This is a genomic window from Streptomyces paradoxus (genome assembly GCF_014202475.1).
Classification (GTDB): Bacteria; Actinomycetota; Actinomycetes; order Streptomycetales; family Streptomycetaceae; genus Streptomyces; species Streptomyces paradoxus.
Genome location: NZ_JACHGV010000010.1, coordinates 220,607 through 244,480, shown reverse-complemented (window position 1 = coordinate 244,480; position 23,874 = coordinate 220,607). Strand labels below are relative to the sequence as shown.

Annotated in this window: 28 protein-coding genes and 1 riboswitch; of the genes, 16 read left to right on the top strand and 12 right to left on the bottom strand. The window is 67.1% G+C overall.

The genetic code is table 11. The annotated features are described in order from the left end of the window. Nucleotides 1–8 precede the first annotated feature (8 nt). Together HNR57_RS29975 and rlmN are read right to left on the bottom strand one after the other, a co-directional pair. Entirely contained in the window at nt 9–1,046 is a 1,038-nt protein-coding gene (locus HNR57_RS29975; protein ID WP_184564985.1) for a thiamine ABC transporter substrate-binding protein, read from the bottom strand. A 124-nt stretch (nt 1,047–1,170) separates the two neighbouring features. Beyond that, nucleotides 1,171–1,277: riboswitch (TPP riboswitch) on the bottom strand. Nucleotides 1,278–1,301: 24 nt separating this feature from the next. After that, nucleotides 1,302–2,408: a dual-specificity RNA methyltransferase RlmN gene (gene rlmN / locus HNR57_RS29970; RefSeq protein WP_161368217.1), complete on the bottom strand. Its 1,107-nt coding sequence runs from the start codon at nt 2,406–2,408 to the stop codon at nt 1,302–1,304. Nucleotides 2,409–2,722: 314 nt separating this feature from the next. Between rlmN and HNR57_RS29965 the strand changes: the two genes are divergently transcribed. The 3 genes from HNR57_RS29965 to HNR57_RS29955 all read left to right on the top strand — a co-directional run bounded on the left by HNR57_RS29965 (nt 2,723) and on the right by HNR57_RS29955 (nt 4,945). Beyond that, on the top strand, nt 2,723–3,331 hold the full coding sequence (locus tag HNR57_RS29965; protein WP_184564836.1) for a RipA family octameric membrane protein: 609 nt from the start codon (nt 2,723–2,725) through the stop codon (nt 3,329–3,331). Next, nucleotides 3,332–3,733: a hypothetical protein gene (locus HNR57_RS29960; protein ID WP_184564834.1), complete on the top strand. Its 402-nt coding sequence runs from the start codon at nt 3,332–3,334 to the stop codon at nt 3,731–3,733. Between the two features lie 534 nt (nt 3,734–4,267). Further along, on the top strand, nt 4,268–4,945 hold the full coding sequence (locus HNR57_RS29955) for a hypothetical protein (protein ID WP_184564832.1): 678 nt from the start codon (nt 4,268–4,270) through the stop codon (nt 4,943–4,945). A gap of 623 nt (nt 4,946–5,568) precedes the next feature. Here the strand turns inward: HNR57_RS29955 and HNR57_RS29950 are convergent. Continuing rightward, on the bottom strand, nt 5,569–5,928 hold the full coding sequence (locus HNR57_RS29950; RefSeq protein WP_184564830.1) for a hypothetical protein: 360 nt from the start codon (nt 5,926–5,928) through the stop codon (nt 5,569–5,571). Between the two features lie 386 nt (nt 5,929–6,314). Continuing rightward, nucleotides 6,315–7,547: a GTPase family protein gene (locus HNR57_RS29945; RefSeq protein ID WP_184564828.1), complete on the bottom strand. Its 1,233-nt coding sequence runs from the start codon at nt 7,545–7,547 to the stop codon at nt 6,315–6,317. Between the two features lie 1,209 nt (nt 7,548–8,756). On the opposite strand from HNR57_RS29945, the gene HNR57_RS29940 reads away from it, so the two are divergent. Next, a complete protein-coding gene (locus tag HNR57_RS29940; RefSeq protein WP_184564826.1) occupies nt 8,757–9,314 on the top strand; it encodes an HDIG domain-containing metalloprotein in 558 nt (185 codons plus the stop codon). Nucleotides 9,315–9,535: 221 nt separating this feature from the next. Here HNR57_RS29940 and HNR57_RS29935 read toward each other — a convergent pair whose 3' ends face one another. Together HNR57_RS29935 and HNR57_RS29930 are read right to left on the bottom strand one after the other, a co-directional pair. Beyond that, nucleotides 9,536–10,006 (bottom strand): NUDIX hydrolase, encoded by a 471-nt coding sequence (locus tag HNR57_RS29935; protein WP_184564824.1) that lies wholly within the window; start codon nt 10,004–10,006, stop codon nt 9,536–9,538. A gap of 28 nt (nt 10,007–10,034) precedes the next feature. Then, nucleotides 10,035–10,766 (bottom strand): helix-turn-helix domain-containing protein, encoded by a 732-nt coding sequence (locus tag HNR57_RS29930; protein ID WP_184564822.1) that lies wholly within the window; start codon nt 10,764–10,766, stop codon nt 10,035–10,037. Between the two features lie 156 nt (nt 10,767–10,922). Between HNR57_RS29930 and HNR57_RS29925 the strand changes: the two genes are divergently transcribed. The 12 genes from HNR57_RS29925 (at nt 10,923) to HNR57_RS29870 (ending at nt 17,950) form a co-directional block, all read left to right on the top strand. After that, on the top strand, nt 10,923–11,279 hold the full coding sequence (locus HNR57_RS29925; RefSeq protein ID WP_184564820.1) for an SCO3933 family regulatory protein: 357 nt from the start codon (nt 10,923–10,925) through the stop codon (nt 11,277–11,279). Nucleotides 11,280–11,281: 2 nt separating this feature from the next. Further along, on the top strand, nt 11,282–12,637 hold the full coding sequence (locus HNR57_RS29920; RefSeq protein ID WP_184564818.1) for an FtsK/SpoIIIE domain-containing protein: 1,356 nt from the start codon (nt 11,282–11,284) through the stop codon (nt 12,635–12,637). An 84-nt stretch (nt 12,638–12,721) separates the two neighbouring features. Then, nucleotides 12,722–12,880 carry a hypothetical protein gene (locus HNR57_RS29915; protein ID WP_167396220.1) on the top strand — a complete coding sequence of 53 codons (159 nt, stop codon included), beginning with the start codon at nt 12,722–12,724 and terminating at the stop codon, nt 12,878–12,880. Then, nucleotides 12,880–13,548, top strand: a complete 669-nt coding sequence (locus HNR57_RS29910; RefSeq protein ID WP_184564816.1) for a DUF2637 domain-containing protein — start codon at nt 12,880–12,882, stop codon at nt 13,546–13,548. Before HNR57_RS29915 ends, HNR57_RS29910 begins: the two co-directional genes overlap by 1 nt. Nucleotides 13,549–13,570: 22 nt before the next feature. Next, nucleotides 13,571–13,762: a mobile element transfer protein gene (locus HNR57_RS29905; RefSeq protein WP_184564814.1), complete on the top strand. Its 192-nt coding sequence runs from the start codon at nt 13,571–13,573 to the stop codon at nt 13,760–13,762. Between the two features lie 11 nt (nt 13,763–13,773). After that, the gene (locus HNR57_RS29900) at nt 13,774–13,932 is read left to right on the top strand and encodes a hypothetical protein (protein ID WP_184564812.1); all 159 of its coding nucleotides are present in this window, start codon (nt 13,774–13,776) and stop codon (nt 13,930–13,932) included. A 19-nt stretch (nt 13,933–13,951) separates the two neighbouring features. Then, complete coding sequence (locus tag HNR57_RS29895) at nt 13,952–14,260, top strand: SpdD-like protein (protein WP_184564810.1); 309 nt, start codon at nt 13,952–13,954, stop codon at nt 14,258–14,260. A gap of 93 nt (nt 14,261–14,353) precedes the next feature. Continuing rightward, the gene (locus tag HNR57_RS29890; RefSeq protein ID WP_184564808.1) at nt 14,354–14,878 is read left to right on the top strand and encodes a GGDEF domain-containing protein; all 525 of its coding nucleotides are present in this window, start codon (nt 14,354–14,356) and stop codon (nt 14,876–14,878) included. Nucleotides 14,879–14,963: 85 nt separating this feature from the next. After that, nucleotides 14,964–15,149, top strand: coding sequence for a hypothetical protein (locus HNR57_RS29885; protein ID WP_184564806.1), 186 nt, complete (start codon nt 14,964–14,966; stop codon nt 15,147–15,149). Then, entirely contained in the window at nt 15,142–16,515 is a 1,374-nt protein-coding gene (gene repSA / locus HNR57_RS29880) for a replication initiator protein RepSA (protein WP_184564804.1), read from the top strand. The genes HNR57_RS29885 and repSA overlap by 8 nt, the downstream gene beginning before the upstream one ends. Before the next feature lie 2 nt (nt 16,516–16,517). Then, on the top strand, nt 16,518–16,715 hold the full coding sequence (locus HNR57_RS29875; RefSeq protein ID WP_184564802.1) for a helix-turn-helix transcriptional regulator: 198 nt from the start codon (nt 16,518–16,520) through the stop codon (nt 16,713–16,715). After that, nucleotides 16,715–17,950, top strand: a complete 1,236-nt coding sequence (locus HNR57_RS29870) for a tyrosine-type recombinase/integrase (RefSeq protein ID WP_184564800.1) — start codon at nt 16,715–16,717, stop codon at nt 17,948–17,950. The genes HNR57_RS29875 and HNR57_RS29870 overlap by 1 nt, the downstream gene beginning before the upstream one ends. Before the next feature lie 385 nt (nt 17,951–18,335). On the opposite strand, the gene HNR57_RS29865 is transcribed toward HNR57_RS29870, so the two are convergent. From HNR57_RS29865 to rpsB, 6 genes are all read right to left on the bottom strand, one after another. Continuing rightward, entirely contained in the window at nt 18,336–18,785 is a 450-nt protein-coding gene (locus tag HNR57_RS29865) for an SRPBCC family protein (protein WP_184564798.1), read from the bottom strand. 120 nt (nt 18,786–18,905) lie between these two features. Further along, nucleotides 18,906–20,033 (bottom strand): phosphatidate cytidylyltransferase, encoded by a 1,128-nt coding sequence (locus HNR57_RS29860; RefSeq protein ID WP_184564796.1) that lies wholly within the window; start codon nt 20,031–20,033, stop codon nt 18,906–18,908. Continuing rightward, entirely contained in the window at nt 20,033–20,590 is a 558-nt protein-coding gene (gene frr / locus HNR57_RS29855) for a ribosome recycling factor (protein WP_006136598.1), read from the bottom strand. Before frr ends, HNR57_RS29860 begins: the two co-directional genes overlap by 1 nt. Before the next feature lie 164 nt (nt 20,591–20,754). Beyond that, nucleotides 20,755–21,513, bottom strand: coding sequence for a UMP kinase (pyrH, locus tag HNR57_RS29850; protein ID WP_003993277.1), 759 nt, complete (start codon nt 21,511–21,513; stop codon nt 20,755–20,757). A gap of 184 nt (nt 21,514–21,697) precedes the next feature. Next, nucleotides 21,698–22,534, bottom strand: coding sequence for a translation elongation factor Ts (gene tsf, locus HNR57_RS29845; RefSeq protein ID WP_184564794.1), 837 nt, complete (start codon nt 22,532–22,534; stop codon nt 21,698–21,700). Between the two features lie 176 nt (nt 22,535–22,710). Further along, complete coding sequence (rpsB, locus tag HNR57_RS29840; RefSeq protein ID WP_184564792.1) at nt 22,711–23,634, bottom strand: 30S ribosomal protein S2; 924 nt, start codon at nt 23,632–23,634, stop codon at nt 22,711–22,713. Nucleotides 23,635–23,874: the final 240 nt, after the last annotated feature.

Genomic DNA, 23,874 nt, shown 5'->3' with positions numbered 1-23,874 from the left:
CCGGGCGGCTACTTCAGTACGAGTGAGGTCCACGACTTGACCCACTGGTCACGATGGTCGGCGATCTTCGCCGGGGCCATGGTCTCCGGGTCCTTCGCCTGCGGCCCGTACTTCACGAACTCCGGCGGCACCTGGGCGCCCTCGCGCACCGGGTAGACGAACATGTTGAGCGGCATGTCGTCCTGGAACTGCTTGCTGATGAGGAAGTCGAGGAGGGCCTTGCCGCCCTTGGTGTTCTTCGCGTTGCTGAGCAGCCCCGCGTACTCGACCTGCCGGAAGCAGGTGCCCTCGGCGACCCCGGTCGGGGCGGCGGTGGGCTTCGGGTCGGCGTACAGCACCTCGGCGGGCGGCGAGGAGGCGTACGACACGACGAGCGGCCGGTCGCCCTTGGCCTTCTTGCCGCTGCTGGAGCCGGAGAACTCCTGGTTGTAGGCCTGCTCCCAGCCGTCGACGACCTTCACGCCGTTGGCCTTGAGCTTCAGCCAGTAGCCCTCCCACCCGTCGTCGCCGTACTGCGCGACCGTGCCGAGCAGGAAGCCCAGGCCGGGCGAGGACGAGGAGGCGTTCTCGGTGACGAGCAGGTCCTTGTACGCGGGCTTGACCAGGTCGTGGAAGCTCCGCGGCGGCGCCAGCTTGTGGTCGGCGAAGTACTTCTTGTCGTAGTTGACGCAGATGTCGCCGGTGTCGATGGGCGTGACCCGGTGCTTGTCCTGGTCGACGCGGTACTCCGGCAGGATCAGATCGGATCCCTTCGCCTCGTACGGCTGGAACAGGCCGTTGTCGAGGGCGCGGGACAGCAGGGTGTTGTCGACGCCGAAGAAGACGTCGCCCTGCGGGTTGTCCTTGGTCAGGATGGCCTTGTTCACGGCCTGCCCGGCGTCGCCGTCCTTCAGGACGTCGACCTTGTAGCCGGACTGCTTCTCGAAGGCCGCGATGACGTCCTTGGACGCGGCCCACGAGTCGTGGCTGACGAGCGTCACGGTCTTGGAGTCGCCGGACCCCTGACCGCCGCCGGACGACCCGCACGCGGCGAGCGTGCCGGCCATGCCGAGCCCGACGACTGCCGCCGTCAGCCGCTTGATGTTGTTTCGCACTGGATTCCTCCTGGAGTGACCAGGAGAAGACGCGGCCCCGCCCGGGACTTCCAGGGTCCCGGGCGGGGCGCAACAGCTCGAGTGATGACCGATCTCCCTACCCAGAATGACCTGGGCCAGGTTCGGAGGGTCTGCGGCCGTGTGCCGCACTCTCAGCGCTGTGGCGCTCCCCTGTCGGAATATGCAGATGTTCTTACGGCGGTCAGACTACCGTTCGGTGGCCGCGAGCTGACCACACGCCCCGTCGATCTCCTGACCACGGGTGTCCCGGATCGTCACCGGCACACCATGAGCGGCGATCGCCTCGACGAACGCCTTCTCGTCCTCGGGTCGCGAGGCGGTCCACTTGGAGCCGGGCGTCGGGTTCAGCGGGATCAGGTTCACGTGCACGGGCTTGCCCTTGAGCAGCCGCCCGAGCCGGTCACCCCGCCAGGCCTGGTCGTTGATGTCCCGGATCAGCGCGTACTCGATGGACAGCCGCCGCCCGGACTTCGCGCTGTACTCGAAGCCGGCGTCCAGCACCTCCCGGACCTTCCAGCGCGTGTTCACCGGCACGAGGGTGTCGCGCAGCTCGTCGTCGGGGGCGTGCAGCGAGATGGCGAGGCGGCACTTGAAGCCCTCGTCGGCGAACCGGTGGATGGCCGGGACGAGCCCGACGGTGGAGACGGTGATGCCACGCTGGGACAGGCCGAGACCGTCGGGCTCGGGGTCGGTGAGCCGCCGGATGGAGCCGATGACCCGGTTGTAGTTGGCGAGCGGCTCACCCATGCCCATGAAGACGATGTTGCTGAGCCGCGCGGGGCCGCCGGGGACCTCCCCGTCCCGCAGGGCCCGCATCCCGTCCACGATCTGATGGACGATCTCGGCGGTGGACAGATTCCGGTCGAGACCCGCCTGCCCGGTGGCACAGAACGGGCAGTTCATCCCGCACCCCGCCTGGGAGCTGATACACATGGTCACCCGGTCCGGGTAGCGCATCAGCACGGACTCGACGAGCGTCCCGTCGAACAGCCGCCACAGCGTCTTGCGGGTGGTGCCCTGGTCGGTCGACAGATGCCGCACGACGGTCATCAGCTCGGGCAGCAACGCCTCCTGCAGCCGCCCCCGGGCACCGGCCGGAATGTCGGTCCACTGCTCCGGATCATGCGCGTACCGCGCGAAGTAGTGCTGCGAGAGCTGCTTGGCACGAAACGGCTTCTCCCCGACAGCGGCAACGGCCTCCTTGCGCTCGGCAGGAGTGAGATCGGCAAGATGCCGCGGCGGCTTCTTGGCTCCGCGGGGGGCTACGAAAGTGAGTTCTCCGGGTGCAGGCATAACCCATCCAGTGTGGCAGATCAACTCCGGTTGCCCAGGCCAGAGTGGGGTGGGGGTGGTCACCTGTGGGTGCCGTCTGTCAGCGTTGGTCGTCTTCGCACGGCCCAGGGACGGCCCAGGGCTCGGCCGTCACGATCACCGCTGCCGCGCGCGGCCCGTCTCACCTTCTGGGTGCGTAGCTCAACGTGGATCGGTCAGCGGCGGTCGCAGTCTGCGCCGCGGGCGAACGATCTTTGATGACAGTCGCGCGGTCGGTGCGGAGCGCCGCTAACCTTCGGCCGTGTCAAGCTGCTGCGTTCCACGACGAGGTGCACATGCCCCCTCCACCAAGCCAGCCCCCTGTCTCGTTCGAGGAGTATCGCCTCTATTACGAGTCGACAGAAAAAGTCACCGAGAGACGGCTGGCTATGAATCGCTGGAACTATTCCGTCTTAACAGCGAGCCTATTGGCGATTGGCGTGGTGCTCGGATGGGCTTCTTCGCATGATACATTCCTATTGGTGGGGATTGTCGGAATTCTCGTCCTTAGCGCCGTCGCCTGCTTCATGTGCTTCTACTGGCTAAAGCAGATCGACGACTTCAAGGCACTCAACACGGCCAAGTTTGAAGTGCTAAACAACATGGCACCGCTGGTAACATTCGAAGGCCCCAATGGGCCTTCAGTAGCAGAGTCCTTCAATTGCTTCGACAAGGAATGGCAAGCGCTGGCGAGAGCTCAGGCTCTACAATCATCTTCGACAAATAGTTTCGTGCGCGGCTTGCGCTCTTCAAGCGCGGAGCGTTTCATTCCTCGGGCCTTTGGCGCCATCTTCGCCTTGATCTTCCTCTCTGTACTGACCTTCTCCGCGCTGAGCTGGAGTGATGTCACAGACCATCCGTCACCATTCAGCAAGTCGGAGCAAACCGAAAAGAAGAGTAAGTAAATGAACCACTACATCTACTCAATCATGCCCGTATCATCCGACGAGGACTATTACGAAAAACGGGCAGGCCTGAGTAGCGCGGCGGAGGAATTCAATCTATCAGTTCATTTTCCACTAGATCGCGGCCTACCCGAGACTGGAAAGGAATTCGACCTAGCGAGAGTTGTAAGTGAGCTTAAGCAAGCAGCTTTGGTAATCGCTGACCTTTCGCTAGAACGACCAAGTTGTTACTACGAGCTCGGACTAGCACAAGCACTCGGCGCTCAGGTTGCCTTGATTGCCAGATCGGGCACAAATATTCATCAAGCTTTCGGGCGGAACTCGGTTACTGAGTTTCGCAACTTGCCAGAATATCCATCTGTAGTGCGGCGGATTCTGCTGGATGCAAGACTTGAGGCATAGCGCTGGCCTCATGGTGAGGGCGGTGGTTCTCAATGGTCGAGTCAAGTCGCGGCTCAGCATGCACCCCTGCTTCGATGCGGCCTATGGGCCGGGCGGCCACTGCACTGCCCTGGCCTGCCATACTGCAACGGCTCCGGAGGCTCCTTGATTGGCGGGCAACGCGGCAGGTCACGGTTCTGCACGTGGTAGGTGAGGCAGGACGAGTCCAACGAGTCCATGGATAGTTCACGGCCGTTTGAGCACCGCTTTAGGAGTTCGATCCGAGCCCGCTCCGACTGCGGTCGTCGGCTGGTGTAACAGCCGGACAGAGACGCTGACGTGCATCCCCGTCCGGTGTCGTTGATGTCAGTCGTGGATTTCAGGTTGCCCCTCGATGCGAACTGGGCGGGGCGGTCACCGAGGTAGGCGAACGCTGCCAAGGTCAACCGTCTTGACGGTGATCGCGGCAAGGGCGTCCTGGAGTCGGCGGACAGCATCCTCCGCCTCCGTGCTGAATCCGGCCCCCGTGTCACCACTTGTCAGTACCATGACCGGATGTTGATCTCCGCTTCGGCATCACCCGCTGTCCTCGGAGTACCCGTTGCCGTTCTGGCCCTCGCGGTGTCATTGCTTAGCTTCGCCGTGGCCCTGGGTGCCCTCGGCTGGCAGATCGCCAAGCACCGACTCGACGGCGGGCGTCCCAAGGTCTACCTTAACGTGGCCATTTGGGAGCCTAATTCGAAGATCATGGTCAACCGATCTGGCAAATGGGAACTGAATACCACCGACCTGGGTGAATCAGGTAGTGAGAACATAGAGCTGGCTCAGCTTGTTGTTGAAAACCCCGGCAGAACCGCGATCACTGTGTACACGCCTGGGTTGGCAATCGCAGGAACCGAGAAGCCCGACTACAGCATTTCTCCGCGCGCCTTCGAGGCGAGGGGGTTCGGAGCGGATAGCTCTACATCTGCCACATCAGTTCGCATCGACCCATACGATCGGGTCACCTTTTTGCTCGACTACTGGTCCGTGGTTCCTCGACTGCTCAGAGAGGCAAAAGGCGGCGCTATACGGCTCCGCGGATGCATATCCGTAGCCGGCAGGTCCAAACCCTGCCTGTCCAACAGCGCCTCGCCTGGCACATCCCTCCGGGTGCCTGGACAGCCCGTAGGGACATCCAGGAGATATCTCCGTTCACCGTTATCTGGCGCGAGCTATTCAAGGCGAATGTGAAGAAGCATTCGAGCGAAGAAGAGGCGGACGGACTCCCAAGCTACCTCTTGGGGGTCATTATCCGTACGGCAATGCAGACATTCGATGAACGGCCGAGCGCAGAAGAATTTGTAGACGCGCTGGAGCAAGCTGATCGGCGTTACGAGTCAGAGCATTTCCGATACGAATACCTATCTTTCACCATGGATGAGTCCCTCGACCGCCACAAAGGACACTTGTCCAATTGGGTGTTCACCCCAACGAAGCGGTCGGCGTAACAGCACTGGGAAGGTTCACCTGCCGAGTGAAGGCGGCCTGCCGGCGTGCCCCCCGATGCGAACTATCGGCGGGGTGGTCGCTGAGGTCTGCCTGGCTGGTCACCGGTGGTCCTGCAGCCAGCGGCGGTCGACTGGGGTCGCGGCGGTTGCTGTACTTCGGTGCTGTACTGAAATTACTCCGGGGGGCCCAGGGCCGAATCAGTTTGGATCGCCGCTCCGCGGACTGGCGCAGCGGGCGGGGGAGACGGCGTGACTCTGACTGGCGCCGCAACCTGTTCTTCGGTGAGGCAGGCGCGGCCGAGCGGCCCGCGGCCATCATCGCCAGCAGCAGCACAGTGGCCAACCTGTGCACGATAAACCTTCCCGCTAAACGGCCAGGGCACCGAAGGCGACGACGAATCCCACACCCAGACCGAAGAAGATCATTTGTACTGCAGCTGGCAGGCGAATATTCGTAGCGTAGATCGATCGATTTTCGTCGGCCTCATGTGTTGTGCCGGCCAGCGCGAGCAGGGTGATCACACCGGCGAGCACCGAGACCGCATGGCTCAGCCACGACAGGCGCAGCCACAACAGATCAGACGCGGAAGCGTCAGCAGAGATGTCTTTGGCGAAGCTGATCGTAAGGGTCACGACTGCGGTCGTGAGGGTGAGCACGTGCTTGCATGTGTCTACCCCTGCAGCCAGGGCAAGTCTCCGCCGCTCGGTCGCCTCAGGATCGGCCACTGCTAACGACCTTCCATGGGGCTAGGGGCAGAATGGCCACATCGGGCAGGCTGCATCTTTAATATGGGTAAATACCGCCAGGCTGACGGCGGCGAGACTTCTCCGTCGCGTCTCGGTGGCGAGGTCGCTGGAGAAACGCTCCGCGACGGCCGTTGCTTCAGGTCGTCTGGAAGGTTGCCCGAGTACTTCTTCGATGCCGGTCAGGAAGAGTTGTTGGAATGCGGGTACAGTCTCTTCGGCGATTGGAACGCCGTCCAGCCCTCGCTGTGCGGCGTCAGCAAGCTCTCTAGTAACTTCTTCTCGGATAGCTGAGTTGTTGTGAGCACGCCCTCTCCGGTTTGGGCGCTGACGGTTTTCGATACTTGGATTGCGACGGGTATTTTCACTCATTTATCGGCCCCACGATGCAGCAACTGCGACAGCCAACTCGGGCCGCCTTCTTGAAGGCGCTTTCGATAGCACCTTAGGAATAGTTCGCCATACCGCGTCTCGCCGTCGTCTGTTATTTGATCTGGATGGGTTCGCAGATATTCACAAACATCCATCCAGGCGTGCCCAACGATGTACATCATGGGCGCCCCGATGATCGTACTCACCGCTCCGACCACGAAGTTAAGACCAGGCACGAACTTGACAAGTCCCTTAGCTGCGGCCTTTTTACCGGCTTCCTCTGCAGCTCGCTTCGCTAGCTCTTCGGCGAGCCAGCCAGCACCCTCTTTGATTGCCACACTGCCAACAAGAATTCTCCACAAGAGATTTGACAGGGATTTCACGTCTACCGGTACGCCATAGGCGACGCTGATTCCAGCCATCATGCCGCCGTGGACAGCGAGTAACGCCGCCATGTCGACTACGGGGGGAGCCGCGTGCGCTCCCAGCGCCGCATTCACGGCAAGCAGAATCACATGCTCAGACCGTGCGCGCTGAACCGTGAAGTCGAGCCGCTGAGCCGTCATCGCTGCAGTTCGTGCGGCTTCGGGTATTGCTTTGACCGTCGAATCAAGAAGTTCCCTCACCCCGTGTATTGGGTAGGTAGACTTTGGCGTAACAACCTCTATCGAGTTGACGAGGAAGACTTTCCCCGCAGCCAGCGGTAGGCCCCTTTTTGTGATAGCCTCCCGCAAAAGCACGGCTTTCTGGCCAATCACGTCGCCAACCACGTGGGTGAGCACGACAAAGACGGGAAGCCCGAGATCGTCGAGGGCTCGCACCATATTTGCGTGGCTATCAAGGAAGCGATTTGCGCTGGGGTTTACGACAAACCAGACAGCATGAATGGGCTCAGAGGTTGGACCCCGCCCAGGGCGTTTTAAGATGCTCTCGATCTTGGCGATAAGAGTGGGAAGGTCTCCTGCCCCAATTTCGAAACCCGGTGTGTCGTAGATGCCAATTGGGCCGTCATCAGGCACCCGGTAGAACCGCACGTGCGTTGTCTGTCGATTGCCGATGCCCGTCGGGGCTAGTTTTACGCCGAACACCGTGTTGATAAGAGTGCTCTTGCCGGCGCCAGAATCACCGAACAGAGCCAAGTTGAAACTACCCCCGCGTTCCTCGACCGATTCCTGATGCTTTTCCTGAATGTAACGCGAGAATTCTTCAAAGTTGTACTCAAAGGACATTCTTTCCCCCCGTGCCTTGGCCCCGATCCGCGGGCGTCTGACGACTGCTGACGTCGCCCCCCGCGAACCCGCATCCGACACCGAAGGTACTCCCGTCAATGCTGTCTGTCACCGGCGCACAAGGGGGGTTCATTACGAACCGCCGCGCGCCCCTCTGACTCCTGATGCGGCCACAAACTCGGCTCTGTACGACACACAGACACGGCCGTATCGGATCGCGCAGCAGCCCGTCTTTGGCACCGCGCGAACGGGGCAAGGATCACGCCGGGGATGGCTCGCTCGGGATACGGCTCGGCCTTGTGTAGCGTCGCGGTGATCGTTAAGTGTCTGCCCGCGCGCGGCCCACAGACGGCCCAGCCACTGGAGCCTTGTGCCTGGTCACGCGGTCGGCGTAGTGACTTTGGCCGGGAGCTGCTTTGGCGCGAGTGATCATGGCCCCGTAAGCTTCCGGCGCGTCGGGCAGTCTGTTGACCTGCCCGTTAAAGCACGACGTTGGGGCCATGATCTTCGAGGCTCGCGCCAAAGTGGCTGGCTAAAGTCGCGGAGCCGACCGCCCCAGCCACGACGGGGTTCTCCCCTCCCCATGGCCGCGCTCGCCGTCCGGCCGGTGACCTGGTGCGGGACCAGCGGGCCGTGCGAACGCCCGCGCATCTGACAGCGCCGGCCCGCATGCCACCGCCACCACGATCCGGCCTCTTTCGGTAACACAAAGCGTCTTTGACCTGCACCGTTGGGGATCACCGTTCGCCCCCGTGCCCGTGTTGGAATGTGGCCGCTGCGTGCGGCGACGGGCGGGCGGCGCCGTGCGGCCGGTGGCGAAGACATTGAGGCGGCGCGGCGGCGACCGACCGGCGCCGCCGCGCTCCGGTGCGGCCCTCGGTTTGATCCGACCTACTGGTGTAGGCAACCGGGTGGAAAGGGTGCGGCGTGGCCCCGGAAGCGGGGCGTTGGGGTCGAGCTGCTGTTGCGTCTTTCCCTTCCTGAGGCCGGATCGTGGTGGCGGTGGTGTGCGGGCCGGGCGCGGCCGTTTGATGCGCTTGGGCGGAGTGTGCGGCGGTCGGGTTGGCGATGATCGACAAGCACTGTGGGCCACCGGGCGAGCGAGCGAAGCGAGCCTTGATGATGTAGGGAAACTTGTACCGCACCATGATCGAAACCGCTCGATCGTGGCCTGTCGGCTCACTGCTCGTCTCGGCTACCGTTCCATGCATGCCTTCTGCACTGGACACGCCCCAGGGAGCGGCCGAACTCGCCGAGTCTCTGCTCCCCCGGCTCGGAAACCGCTGGCTGCACACTCAGGCGGTAGCTGCTCGAGCTCAGGAAGCTGCTGCGGCTGTGTCCGAAGCTGACCGGGACCTCCTCGTCGCCGCAGCATGGCTGCACGACATCGGTTACGCCCCAGAACTGCGGGACACCGGGTTCCATCCCCTAGACGGTGCCCGCCACCTGGAAACGCTGGGTGCGCCGACGCGTCTCGTGCGGCTGGTCGCTCACCACTCCGGGGCCGTGTACGAAGCAGAGCAGCGCGGTCTGTCGGCAGAGCTGGCCGTTTACGAGCGGGAGGACTCCCCCGTCCTCGATGCGCTGATCTTCGCCGACATGACGACCGGCCCCGCCGGGCAGTCCTTCGACTTCGACACGCGGATTGACGAGATCCTCGTCCGCTACGAACCGGGCAGCGAGGTGCACAACGCGATCAGCAAAGCGCGACCGTACCTCGGTGCGGCTGTCGAGCGGACGCGCAGCCGTCTTGGCGTTAGCTCTTGATCACCTGGTCAGCGAGAATGCCCGTGCTTGTGCAGTGCCGCGCTGGCGCGGAACCGCAGACGTCCGCAGCGGTCCTTCTCTTCATCGGACGCGTCCGATGAGCAGCAGCAGTGGGTAGACAGCCATCGCAGGTCGTCGGGGTCTAGCCGTAGGGGCACTCTGCCCTTGGCCGCTTCCGTCGACGGGTCGGTTTCGTTCATGGCGGGACCATACCGAGGACATCAACCGATGTAAGGCTCGGTCCGGCCGGCCAATCCGTGGTCGATCCGCATGCGCATCGACGGGTGGATGTTCAGCTCGTCCAGCCTGCTCGGATCGACGAACGCTACTTCCTTGCTCTCGCTGCTCGTCCGCAGCCGGCCGCCGACGATGCGGGCATGGAAGCAGATCGAGAACTGCTGGCGGACCTCACCGTCGTCGTACGCCATGACGTGTCCGGGGTTCGTGTATATCCCGACCAGGCCGGTGACCTCGACGTCGAACCCGGTCTCTTCCTTGGTCTCGCGTACAGCCGCGTCGGGCGCGGACTCGCCCAGGTCGATGCCGCCTCCGGGCAGGGCCCACAGATCGTTGTCGGTCTTGTGGATCAGCAGGACCTCACCGGCCTCATTACGGGCCACGGCGGTCACAGAGGGGACGAGGCTGTTCGCCTTCGGGGCGTTCGGATCGTTGAAGTAGTCGACGCGTGCCATGCGTTCAGCGTCGCACGTCGGGAGCCGGTTATGCCTTTCGGCCCTGGTCCCACGCGTAGTCGAAGCTCCGCATGTAGTGCCGGAACGTCCGTGCTCCCGGCAGGTACTTGAAGTGCATCACCGGGTTCTGTCCGGCGGGAGCTCCGAGCACGTGGGGGTTCACCAGCACGTCGTCGTCGAACCGGTAGATCGAGTTGTAGAGGATCGTGTCGTGCAGCCGGACCTCGACGCCGGGCGTCGACATGGCGGGCTGCAAGTACCGGCGAGTTATCCGCGCTCGGGCCGCCAGGTCGTCGCCGATGCCCTCCTCCTCGCCACGCTGGCGCACGGCCGCGGAATCCGGGTCGCCCAACAGGATGCGAGCCTGGGCGCCGGCCTTCGCCTTCTCGGCCAACTGGTCCGGCAGGTCCGGGTGACTGTCGAAGAGGAAGAGTCCCGCGTACACCAGGATGTCGACCTGGTCCGTCGCCTTCTCGATCAGGGAGGACCACAGCGGGGCAGGGACGGCACCGCGGTGCGGGTAGTACGTGATCAGCTCCGACGCGCTCGCCTTCTCCGCCTGCTTCTCGACTGACGGCCACACGTAGACCTCGTCGACCCCGAGGAAGCTCGCGGCCTTCCAGCGGTGCCCCCGGTGCGGAGTCCGGTTGGTGGTGATCCAGCGCTCGACGCTCTTGGGATCGACTCCGACGTGTTCGGCGACGGACTGGATCGTCTCGCCCTTCGCCGAAATCGCAGCCCGCAGACGCTCGTTCGCCATGGTGTTCCCTCCTAGGGACCCGTAGGGACGTTTTGACGGTAGCTCAGACGTCCCTAAACGTCCATACGGGCCGTGATGCGTCCACCCCCTCTCGCGGTCTCCTGATCTCACCGACGGGACGTCGGCCAAGAACCCACCACAGCAGGAGACAAGACGATGCGTCAGATCCCCGTGGACACCTCCGCCGCGACCGTGATGGTCGCCAAGACCCCGCAGCCCAAGGTGAAGGACCGCCGTACCGGTGAGATCGCCATGGACGTCGAGTCCGGCGCGAAACTGATGACGGTCGACGTGATGTTCGCCGCCAACGACGAGGTGGAGATCCTCTCCATCACCGTCCCCGAGCCGGGCATCTCCGGTGAGCTGACCATGGGCACGCCGGTCGCGCTCACGGGCCTGATCGCACGGCCGTGGGAGAACGACTTCAACGGTCAGAAGCGGCACGGCATCGCCTTCCGCGCGGTCGCCGTCACCTCGCTGGCCGCCGCTGCCGCGAACTCGAAGGCGGCCTGACAATGACCGCCTTCACGGTCGCTCTGGTGCTGGTCGTCGCTGCTGCGGGTCTCCTGCGGTGGCGGCGCCCCGCCTGGTACTGGATGACCTTCGGCGTCACCCTCGCCTCGCTGCGGGTCCTGGTCCGCTACGCCTCCGTCATGGACGCCTGTGGCCTGACGGTCCCGCCCCCGCGCTGGCGCCTGGCTCTGGCACGGATCGCCAACCGGCCCGTGCCGGACTCCCGCCCGCCGCGCATCCTGCGCTTCCGGCCGACCCGTACCGGTCTGGTCCTGCGCCTGGGACTGCGCCCCGGTCAGGACGCCTTCGACGTCGCCGCCGCCTCGGACCGGCTGCGCCACTCCTTCTCCATGTACGGGGTCACCTCGCGTGAGGTGCGCTCGGGTGTCGTGGAAGTGCGGATGACCGGCTACGACGTCCTCAAGCGGGTGCAGATGCCCGCCAAGGTCGACACCCGCCCCATGAGGGTTCCGGTCGCCCTGCGCGAGGACGGCTCGGTCCACTACCGCGACTACCGGGCCGTTCCGCACGCCCTCACCCTGGGGGCCACCGAGTCTGGCAAGTCCGTCTACCAGCGCAACCTGGTCGCCGGGCTCGCCCCGATGGACGTCGCCCTGGTCGGCATCGACTGCAAACAGGGGGTGGAGCTGTTCCCGCTGGCCCGCCGGTTCTCCGCCCTCGCCGACAACCCCGACACCGCCGCCGAGCTCCTCGACGCGCTCGTGTCCCGCATGGAAGGGGTCTACCAGCTCATCCGGGCTGAGCAGCGCATCACCTCCGCCGTGCCCGACGCCGAGATAGCCGCCGACATCTGGGACCTGCCCGACGGCATCCGACCCGTCCCGGTCGTGGTCCTGGTCGACGAGGTCGCCGAACTCGCCCTGTTCGCCGGCAAGGAGGAGGAGAAGCGCCGCGACCGCATCATCACCACACTGGTCCGTCTCGCCCAGCTCGGCCGCGCGGCCGGCATCTACCTCGAAATCTGCGGGCAGCGCTTCGGCTCCGAACTCGGCAAGGGCATCACCATGCTCCGCGCCCAGCTCACCGGCCGCACCGCCCACCGCGTCAACGACGAGACCAGCGCCAACATGGCCTTCGGCGACATCTCCCCGGAAGCGGTCCTGGCCGCCATCCAGATCCCCGCAGAGACACGCGGGCTGGCCATCGCCGGGGACTCCACCGGTGGCTGGCACCGCATCCGGGCCCCGCACACCTCGCTCCGCCAGGCCGTGAACACCTGCAACCGGCACGCCGACCGCACACCGGCCCTGCCCGAACTGGCCGCCTTCCGGCCCGAGCTGGTCAGCTCCTCCGAGGCCCCGGTGCCGCTGTCCAAGACGGCTCCCGTCACGGCCTGAGTTCCCCCGCCCAACGGTCGGTGCGACCGCCCTTCGCGCCAGGTCCCTGCCCCTGCCATGTCTGATGAAGGGAGAACCCCCGCCATGTGCCCCGACTGCGAGGACTTCGCCCGCACGGTCCTGCTCCTGGGCCAGCTCGCCCTCTACGCCGACACGACCGGCGCTGACCTCGACTTCGTGGACGCCGTCAGCCCTTCCCTGGCCGCCTCACTCCCCGAACCGCCGACCGGGGAGGAGTCCTGATGACTGCCCGTCACAGCCTGCGCGTCGATGCCGTCCTGGTTCAGGCCGTCATCGCCGGAGCCTTGTCCTTCGCCCATCTGCACGACCTGGCCGCCGCTGCCGGACAGGACGGCTGGAAGGCTTGGGCCTACCCGGTCAGCGTCGACCTGCTCCTGGTCGCCGCCTGGCGACGACTCCGCAGTGAGGGCCCGTCCCGGCTGGCCTGGTGCTGGTTCCTCATGGCCCTGTTCGCCTCGCTCGGCGCCAACGTCGCCACCGCCGGATTTCTCGACCTGACCGACCCGCCCGCCCTGCTCCGCCTCGGCATCGCCGGATGGCCCGCGCTCGCCTTCCTCGGCGGAACCCTCCTCGCACACTCCGGCGACCACCGGATGCCGGATGCCTCGGCGCCCGCCGCGGCCCCGGAACCCGATCTCGCCGACGACCGCGAACCGGCCCCCGAACCCACGCCGGACCCGGAGCCCGCCCCGGCCCCGGTGGAGGAACCGCCGGCGCTTCCGCCCGCCGACCCGGCACCCGCAGTCCCCGCCGTCCTCATCGACCACGCCCGCAAGGTCGCCGCCGACTACCGCGACCGCACCGGCGCGCCGATCGACACCGACACCCTGCGTGCCCGACTCGGCGTCCCGCCCCACCTCGCCGACGCCATCGCCGCCCAGCTCGCCTGACCCGGAAGGAGAACCATCCGCCATGCCAGCCCGCGACTACTTCCACTCCGTGATGCGGATCGGCCCCGTGCAGATCGGCACCCACCGCGACCGCCACGGCCAGACCAAGTACGCCGCCGTCTGCACCGCCGACCGCTGCGGCTGGTCCGCCGACCACTCCAGCCAGAGCGCCGCCCAGCTCGCCGCCCGCACCCACCGCTGCCGCGTCCGCTAGGAGACACCGCCGTGCAGGTCCCCCTCTGGTTCGCCCTCGCCGTCGTCGGCTACCTCGGCGTCAAGTTCCTCCGCCCGCCCTGGTGGCTCGTCGCTGTCCTCCTCCTCGGCGGATACCTCCTCGCCGACAGCGTCCTGGCCCCCGCGATCGACACCGCCCTCAGCAAGTAGCCCCGAAGGGAGAACCGCCATGCTCCGCCCGAAGATCCCCACCATGCCCAGCCCTACCGGACTCATCACCCCGCCCACCGTCGTCGAGCCCACCACCGTGGTCCAGCACCACCCGACGCCCGTCCCTGCGCCGACCGCGTCGACCCGCCCGACGATCCAGCTCACCCCCGGCACAGCCCTCGCCCTGGTGGGCGCTGGTACGGCCGTGGTCCTGGTCGTCGGCGCCGTCCTGGTCTCGATGCTCCTGGCCGTCGCCGTCACCGGCGCGTCCGTCGCCGTCTGCGCCGTAGTGATCCGCTCGCTCATCTCCTCGCAGCACCGCCGCTGAACGGTCCCAGGGGCGACGCACAAGCCGCCAAGCACGCCGCCGCTCCTGGGACCGGATTCCGTCAGCCAACCGCCATCGCCAAGGAGCAACGCCATGGACTTGCACATAGCCGCGAGCATCGTGCCGTTACTCGGCTGGGCCGTGCACGGCGGCATCCTCACCCGCCGTCTCGCCTGCGCCCGCCGCGACCCGCTCACCGGCCTGCACACCCGCGCCGGATGGACCGCCCGCGCCGAACACCTCATCCGCCGGCACCCGAACGCGGCCGTGCTCCTGGTCGACCTCGACCACTTCAAGACCCTGAACGACACCCACGGCCACGCCGCCGGGGACGCCGCCCTCGTCGCCACCGCCGACCGGCTGCGCGCCTGGTGCGGACACAACGGCACCGCGGGCCGCCTGGGCGGGGACGAATTCGTCGCCGTGATCCGGGACCTGGCCGCCGGCGACCTCGACGCGCTCACAGCAGTGCTGCACCGGCCGCTGGCCGCCTCAGTCGGCGTCTGCCCTATCGCGGAGCTGCCGGTGCCCCTCCTGACAGACGCCCTCGCCGCTGCCGACGCCGCCATGTATGCGGCCAAGGGCCGCACCCGCCGGGGCTCCCACACCACTCGCTGAGAGGCCGCCGGGTGGCGCACAAGCCGCCAAGCACGCCGCCACCCGGGGCCGTTCCTTCCAACCGCAATCGAAAGGAACCACCATCATGGCCCACCACAGCTCGCCCCCGCCGAGGATCTGCCCGGCCTGCGACGGCTTCGCCTCCGTCGCCGTCACCCTCGGCGGCCGCGACCACCGTGGTCACCTGCGCACCATCACCGCCCACTGCCCGGCCTGCGACGGCCTCGGCGTCACCCGCACCCGCCCCGACCGGGAGGGTGCTCGTGCCTGAGCAGCTGCTCGACCGTGCCACCCTCGGCGACCTGCTGAGGGTGACTTCGGCCTCTGACTACCACCGCTGGCACGAGCAGATCCGCCGCACCGGCGGCTGTGCCGACCCCATCCACCTGACCGGCTGGGTCCTGCACAAGGACAAGACCACCGGCGAGACGCTGCACCACTACTCCACCGAGGGCGAACCGGGCGGGCGGCTCCGCGTCGCCTGCGGCAACCGCCGGGCCTCCCGCTGCCCTTCCTGCGCCTGGACGTACGCGGGCGACACCTACCACCTCATCCGAGCGGGCCTGGCCGGAGACGACCGACGCGACATCCCCGCCACCGTCCGCGACCACCCCCGCGTATTCGCCACCCTCACCGCCCCCTCGTTCGGTCGCGTCCACAACCGGCCCGACCGGGGTGTCTGCCGTTGCGGCACCCGCCACGCCGCCGACGATTCCGCCCTCGGCACGGCGCTCGACCCCGAGACGTACGACTACGCGGGCACGGTGCTGTTCAACAACCACGCCGGACAGCTCTGGCAGCGCTTCACCAACCGGCTCCGCCGTGAGGTAGCCGCCCGCGCCGGCCTCTCGCAGCGGGAGCTGAAAGAAGCCGCTCGGCTCTCCTACGGCAAGGTCGCTGAGTTCCAGAAGCGTGGGGCTCTGCACTTCCACGCCGTGATCCGCATCGACGGACCGGACGGGCCCGGCACCCCACCGCCGAACTGGGCCACGGTCGACCTCCTCACGGACGCCATCCGGGCCGCCGCCGCGCACTCCTACACCTCGGTCTCCGTCCCCGCCGCCGACGACCAACCCGCCCGGACCTTCCGCTGGGGCCGACAGCTCGACGTCCGGCCGGTCAAGGCGTTCGGAGACGGCTCCGACATCACCGAACAGGCCGTCGCCTCCTACGTGGCCAAGTACGCCACCAAGGCCGCCGAGACGACCGGCACCCTGGACCGCCGCATCGGCGAACTCTCCGAGCTCGACCGCCACCAGGTCCCCGACCACACCCGCCGCCTCATCGAGGCCTGCAAGCAGCTCGACCCGCTCTACCCGGACCGGCGCCTGTGGGCCTGGGCTCACATGCTCGGCTTTCGCGGCCACTTCTCTTCGAAGTCCCGCCGCTACTCCACCACCCTCGGCGCCCTGAGGCAGGCCCGTGCCGACTACCGCGCCGCCCAGGAACACGCCGCCCTCGGCCTCGAGGACCAGGAGCCGGACACCGTCCTCGTCCTCACCGACTGGCAGTACGCCGGACACGGCCACACGCCCGGCGAATCCGTCCTGGCCGCCACCATCGCCCGCGGCCTCCAACTCAACCGCGAAACCGCCCGCGAAGCCCTACGCGACCAACTCACCGAAGGGGAGTACTGACCATGGCCTCAGAGCTGCCGACCCGGTTCCTGACGCCTGAGGACCTGGTCGAGATGTTCGAGCTGCCCAGCGTCGAGACGGTCTACCAGTGGCGCCGCAAGCGCACCGGTCCCCGCGGCTTCCGAGTCGGCCGGCATCTCCGCTTCGACCCGGACGACATACGGGCCTGGGTGGACTCCCAGCTTGGGGAGGCTGCCTGATGGCGGGACACATCCAAGACCGCTGGTACAAGACCGAGCCGGGGCCAGACGGCAAGCCGATGAGGGTCAAGACCGAACGCTACGGCAACGGACTCCGCTACCGAGCTCGGTACGTCGGCCCGGACGGCACAGAGAAGAGCAAGTCCTTCCCGGACCGCCAGAAGCGCCGGGCGGAAGAGTGGCTGGCCGAGACGGCTGCCGACATGTCCCGTGGTCAGTACGTGGACCCCAGGGCAGCGCAGACCACCTTTCAGCAGTACGCGGAGCGCTGGATCACCGGGCAGACCACCGACCTGAACACGCGCATCGGTGTGGAGACCCGGCTTCGGCTGCACGCCTTCCCGCGTATCGGGGCTCGACCGCTCGGGTCTTTCCGCCCGGTCCACATCCGCGAGTTCGTGCGCGACCTGGAGAACGGTCCGATGGGCAGCACCTACGCCCGCAACATCTACGCCAACGTCCGCGCTGTGCTGTCGGCCGCCGTGGATGACGGCTTCCTCGCCCGGAACCCGTGCTCGGCAGCGTCAGTGCGTCCGCCCGCCGTCTCGACTGCCCGGGTCGTGCCCTGGCTCCCCTCGCAGATACGAGCGGTCCGAGACGCCCTACCCGAGCGCTACCGAGCCATGGTCGACGTCGGCAGCGGATGCGGCCTCCGCCAGGGCGAGATCCTCGGCCTGGCCGAAGACACCTTGCAGCTCGACAGCGACACCCTGCGGGTCACCGCTCAGGTCAAGCTGATCCGGGGCGTCGCCGTCTTCGCTCCACCCAAGGGCAACAAGGAACGGGACGTACCGCTGCCGTCCTCGGTCGCCTCCGCCTTGCGGCGGCACATAAAGAATCACCCGCCCGTAGCAATCAAGCTGCCGTGGGCCAGGCCGGACGGCCCCCTCACCGAGCGCCGCCTCATCTTCACCAACACGGCCGACGGGATCGTCTGGCGAAGCAACTTCAACATCCAGGAGTGGAAGCCTGCCCTGGCGGCGGCCGGCCTCATCCCGACGCCCGAACCCGGCAAGCCGTACGCCTCCGCTCGGCAGCACGGAATGCACGCCCTCCGCCACTTCTACGCCTCAGTCCTCCTGGACGCGGGCGAGAGCATCAAGGCCGTCAGCGAATACCTCGGGCACTCCGACCCGGCGATGACACTGCGGGTGTACGCCCACCTGATGCCCAGCAGCACCGAGCGCGCCCGCCGGGCCCTGGATGGCGTCTTCGGCACGGCCCAGAAGCCCTGACGGCCCAGGGACGGCCCGGCGGGTACAAGACAGCCCCCCACTGGCGGCAACATCGCTGGTAGGGGGCTTCTTCGTGCCCGGATCACATCAGTTCTCCGGGCTTAGGCATGGCCGTACCAGTGTCGCAGATCGATTCACGTGGCCTGCGGCCCCGGTCGGCGGAACCGAGTGTTCCTGTCCATGAGGCCGGGCACGCGCGCGCAATGACGTCCTTCTGCGCGACATCGGTACATCTGGCCGAGAAGCGGCAGGGCCCGCCGTGGTTCACGTGGGCCTTCCTCGCCGTGTGGGCCCTTTGCGGGGTATCCGTCCTGTTCAAGCTGCGCCGGAACGGCTGGAAGTTTCCCCGGCGGCGCTGAGGCGAGCCGCCGGGGCGAAAGACGCTCTACCCGCCCGTCCCCTCCAGCCGGTCCTTGAGAAGCCGCTCGTTGCGCGGGAGCTCCTTGCGGACCTGGGGGCGTACGACGAGTGGGACCAGGACCTTGCCCATGCCGTGGCCCTCGAAGTCGATGTCGATCGTGACGTGGGAGCGCCGGCCCTCGTCGTAGGGTTCGACCTCGCCGTGCACATGCGCCCGGACGGGTCCGTCGACGCCGCGCATGCCCCAGCTGTGCGGCGGGTCGTACTCGGTGACCTCCATGGTCATCGGCATGACACGACGGCCGACGTGCCGGGTCACCCGGACCTGGGTGCCGACACCGACGGGCCCCTCGTCGAGACGCTCCGCGGACACGGCGCTCAGCTGCCACTCCGGCATGCGCTGCGTGTCCATGACGTACTGGTAGACCTCCTCCGGACGGCGGTCGACGTCGATGCTCTCTCGGATGATGGCCATGATGGCCTCCTTTGGGAGGTACATCTGAATCGTCCCACCCCAGGCCCCCGGGCGTCTCCCCGAGACGTCAGCGAGCCCCTGCCCGGCCGGGCAGGGGCTCGCTGACGACAACCGGTCGGCTCAGCCGGACCCCACGAACAGCACGAGCAGCAGCCACACCACCGGAGCCGTGGGCAGCAGCGAGTCGAGGCGGTCCATGATGCCGCCGTGGCCCGGCAGCAGCGTGCCCATGTCCTTGATGCCGAGATCCCGCTTGATCATGGACTCGCCGAGGTCGCCGAGCGTGGCGGTGACCGCGACCGCGAGGCCCAGCACCAGACCCTGCCACCAGGCACCGTCGTCGATGAGGAACTGCATGCACAGCGCCCCCGCGACCATGGCGAAGGAGACCGCGCCGAGCAGGCCCTCCCGCGTCTTGCCGGGGCTGATGCGTGGGGCGAGCTTGTGCCGGCCGAACCGCCAGCCGACGGCGTAGGCACCGGTGTCGCTGACGACCGTGAGCAGCAGGAAGGTGAGCACCCGCTGCGCGCCGTCTTCCGCGGTCAGCATCATCGCGACGAAGGTCGCGAGGAACGGCACGTAGAACGCCGCGAAGACACCGGCCGTGACGTCCCTCAGGTAGCCCTCGGGTGGTTCGGTCATGCGCCAGACCAGGACGGCCAGCGCCGTGAGCGCCATCGCCACCCACGCGCCCTCGGCGCCCCGGACGTACCCGGCGACGACCATCGCGGCACCGCCGAGCGCGAGCGGCACGAGGGGCGCCCGGATGCCCTTGCGTTCCTCCAGCCGCTTGGTCAGCTCCCACAGGCCCACCACCACGGCCACCGCGACGACGCCGACGAACACGGCCTTGACGACGAACAGCGAGGCGACGATCACCGCACCGAGCCCGACACCGACCCCTATCGCGGCACTCAGGTCGCGACCCGCGCTCTTCTTCGGCGGCTTGGGTGCCGGCTGCGAGGCGTCGGGCATGGGCTCCGGATTCGTGTCGTTTCGGACCGGGGTGCCGCTCAGCCGAGCAGCCCCCCGGTCGTCATCCTGGTTTCCGCCGAAGTCGGTCACGTCGGGCACGATGGGCATGGGGCGAGTCTGAGGCGCTTCATACGCATCGTATGCGGGACCCGCCGGAGCGGCCCCTTGGACGTGCCCGTGGCCCGGCCCCTGGACGTGCCCGCGACCATGCCCTTGGTCGGTGGGCCCCCAGTACCCGGCCTGTGGCGGCGCCCCCCAGGAAGAGTCGTTCATCAGACCTCGAGCAGCTCCGCTTCCTTGTGCTTCAGGAGCTCGTCCACCTGCGCGACGTACTTCGCGGTGGTGTCGTCGAGCTCCTTCTCCGCACGGCGGCCCTCGTCCTCGCCGACCTCGCCATCCTTGATCAGCTTGTCGATGGCCTCCTTCGCCTTGCGGCGCACGGAGCGGATCGAGATCTTCGCGTCCTCGCCCTTGCCCTTGGCGACCTTGATGTACTCGCGGCGGCGCTCCTCGGTGAGCTCGGGGAACACCACCCGGATGATGTTGCCGTCGTTGCTCGGGTTGACGCCCAGGTCGGAGTCGCGGATCGCCTGCTCGATGTTGCGCAGCGCGCTCTTGTCGAAGGGGGTCACCACGGCCATACGCGGCTCGGGCACGGAGAACGAGGCCAGCTGGTTGATCGGCGTCGGCGCGCCGTAGTAGTCGGCCACGATCTTGTTGAACATCGCCGGGTGCGCACGGCCGGTGCGGATCGCGGCGAAGTCCTCCTTGGCGACCACGACGGCCTTCTCCATCTTCTCCTCGGCCTCGAGGAGGGTCTCTTCGATCACCACTTGCTCCTGCGTGTCTTGAGTAGGCCCGGCTGCGGTTCCATGTGGGGCGGCGGCCGGCTGCGTCGCGTCTTCTTCTGAACGGTTCCCGACCGGCGGGACATTGTCCATCCCCCGGCCCGGCTCCGTCCCGTCCGTCCCCCGGACGGGGTCGTTCTCGGGTATCAGTCCCGGCTGCCGGGGTCCCCCACCAGCGTGCCGATCTTCTCACCCTTGACGGCGCGGGCGATGTTGCCCTCCGCCAGCAGCTCGAAGACCACGATCGGGAGCTTGTTGTCGCGGCACAGCGTCACCGCCGTGGCGTCGGCGACCTTCAGATCGCGCGTGATGACCTCGCCGTAGCCGAGGTGGTCGAACTTCACCGCGTCCGGGTTGGTCTTCGGGTCGGAGTCGTAGACCCCGTCCACGCCGTTCTTACCCATGAGCAGCGCCTCGGCGTCGATCTCCAGGGCGCGCTGGGCGGCGGTGGTGTCGGTCGAGAAGTACGGCATGCCCATACCGGCGCCGAAGATGACCACGCGGCCCTTCTCCAGGTGCCGTACGGCGCGCAGCGGGATGTACGGCTCGGCGACCTGGCCCATGGTGATGGCGGTCTGCACCCGGCAGTCCACGCCGACCTTCTCCAGGAAGTCCTGGAGGGCGAGGCAGTTCATGACGGTGCCGAGCATGCCCATGTAGTCGGAGCGGGCCCGGTCCATGCCGCGCTGCTGGAGTTCGGCGCCGCGGAAGAAGTTGCCGCCGCCGATGACGACCGCGATCTGCGCGCCGTCGCGCACGACGGCGGCGATCTCACGGGCGATCTTGTGCACCACGTCGGGGTCGACGCCCAGGCCGCCGCCACCGGAGAAGGCCTCTCCGGACAGCTTCAGCAGAAACCGGCCGCGCACTTTGCCGTCGTCGCTCTTCTGGGCCTTGGTGGTCATGGGGGATCCCGCCTCTTTCACGTGTTGCACATACCAAGAAGGCCATTGCCGGTGGGGCGTGTTTCGCATCCCATACGGCAATGGCCTCCTTGTCAGATCTGCTGTCGTCCGCCACTCATGTGACGGCGTACGCGGACGACTGCTGTCGACCCTATCGGGGCCGGGCGTCGAGCGCGGTACGGACTCAGATGCCGACCTTGATGCGCGAGAAGCGCTTCAGGGTGACACCGGCCTCGTCCAGGACCTTCTGGACGGACTTCTTGTTGTCCAGAGCGTACGGCTGGCCGAGCAGCGTGGCGTCCTTGAAGAAGCCGTTGAGGCGACCCTCGACGATCTTCGGCAGGGCGGCCTCGGGCTTGCCCTCGGCGCGGGTGGTCTCCTCGGCGACGCGGCGCTCGGACTCGACGACCTCGGCCGGCACGTCCTCCTTGGAGAGGTACTTCGGCGCGAAGGCGGCGATGTGCTGGGCGACGCCCTTGGCGATCTCCGCGTTCGGCTTGTCCAGCTCGACGAGGACACCGATCTGCGGGGGCAGGTCGGGCATCGTGCGGTGCATGTACGCCGTCACGTAGCCGTCGGCGAACTGCGCGAAGCGGTCCAGGACGATCTTCTCGCCCAGGTTGGCGTTGGCCTCGTCGACGAACGCCTGGACGGTCTTGCCGGCCTCGATCTCGGAGGCGAGCAGGGCCTCCAGGTCGGCCGGGGAGGTCTTGGCGACGTGCTGGGCGATGGTGTTGGCCACGGCCTGGAACTTGTCACCCTTGGCGACGAAGTCCGTCTCGCACTTCAGCTCGACGATGACACCGGAGGAGTTGTCGTCGGCGATGACCGAGACGACGGCACCGTTCTCGGCGGAACGGCCCTCGCGCTTGGCGACGCCCTTCTGGCCCTTGATGCGGAGCGCCTCGACGGCCTTCTCGACGTTGCCCTCGGCCTCGTCCAGCGCCTTCTTGCAGTCCATCATGCCGGCGCCCGTGAGCTCACGGAGCTTCTTGACGTCGGCGGCGGTGTAGTTCGCCATGAGTCTGTGAATCTCTCTCGAAGTCTGGAAGATCGAAGATCTGCGGATGCGCTCCATGGAGCAGGAGCGCGCTGTCCTTCCGCTGACCTACGGGTGAACGGCGGGAGCGGACTTCACCGCGCCGAGGGCGCTGGTGGATGCAGTACCGCTCCCGCCGTCACCACGGGACTGACGGGTCAGGCCTGCTCGGCCTCGGCCGGCTTGTCGCCCTCGGCCGGCTTCTCGGCCTCGGCGGCGGGGGCCTCGGCGGCCGGAGCGGCCTCAGCGGCCGGAGCGGCCTCGGCGGCGGGGGCGGCCTCGGCGGCGGGGGCAGCCTCGTCGGCCTTCTTCTCGCCCTCGAGCAGGTCACGCTCCCACTCGGCGAGCGGCTCGCCGGCGGCCTTCTCGCCCTTGCCCTCGGTGGCGACACCGCTGCGGGCGATGAGGCCCTCGGCGACGGCGTCGGCGATGACGCGGGTGAGCAGGGTGACGGAGCGGATCGCGTCGTCGTTGCCCGGGATCTTGTAGTCGACCTCGTCGGGGTCGCAGTTGGTGTCGAGGATCGCGACGACCGGGATGTTCAGCTTCCGGGCCTCACCAACGGCGATGTGCTCCTTCTTGGTGTCCACGATCCAGACGGCGCTGGGCACCTTGGACATCTCGCGGATACCGCCGAGGGTCTTCTCCAGCTTGGCCTTCTCGCGGGAGAGAACCAGCAGCTCCTTCTTGGTGAGGCCGGAGGCGGCCACGTCCTCGAAGTCGATCTGCTCGAGCTCCTTCAGGCGCTGCAGGCGCTTGTAGACGGTCGAGAAGTTGGTGAGCATGCCGCCCAGCCAGCGCTGGTTCACGAAGGGCATGCCGACGCGAGTGGCCTGCTCGGCGATGGCCTCCTGCGCCTGCTTCTTCGTGCCGACGAACATGACCGTGCCGCCGTGGGCGACGGTCTCCTTGACGAACTCGTAGGCGCGGTCGATGTACGACAGCGACTGGAGCAGGTCGATGATGTAGATGCCGTTGCGCTCCGTGAAGATGAAGCGCTTCATCTTCGGGTTCCAACGACGGGTCTGGTGACCGAAGTGGACGCCGCTCTCCAGCAGCTCCCGCATCGTGACGACGGCCATGGCCGTATCTCCTTGAATTTCTCGGTTGTGCCGCGGATGCCGGACGGCTTCCGCGCCTGACGCCCACTGCGCGCCGTTCCACGAGGGACCGAGGGGCGCTGATACGGGCCCGTTGCCGAGGTTCGTATCGGGGCGTGCGAAGTCGACCCGATGGCTCGGGTCGCCACCAGAAGTGTACGGGACCCGCGGGGTGCCGGGTGACGCCGTTGTCCACAACCGCGCACCCGCCCACAGCCGCGA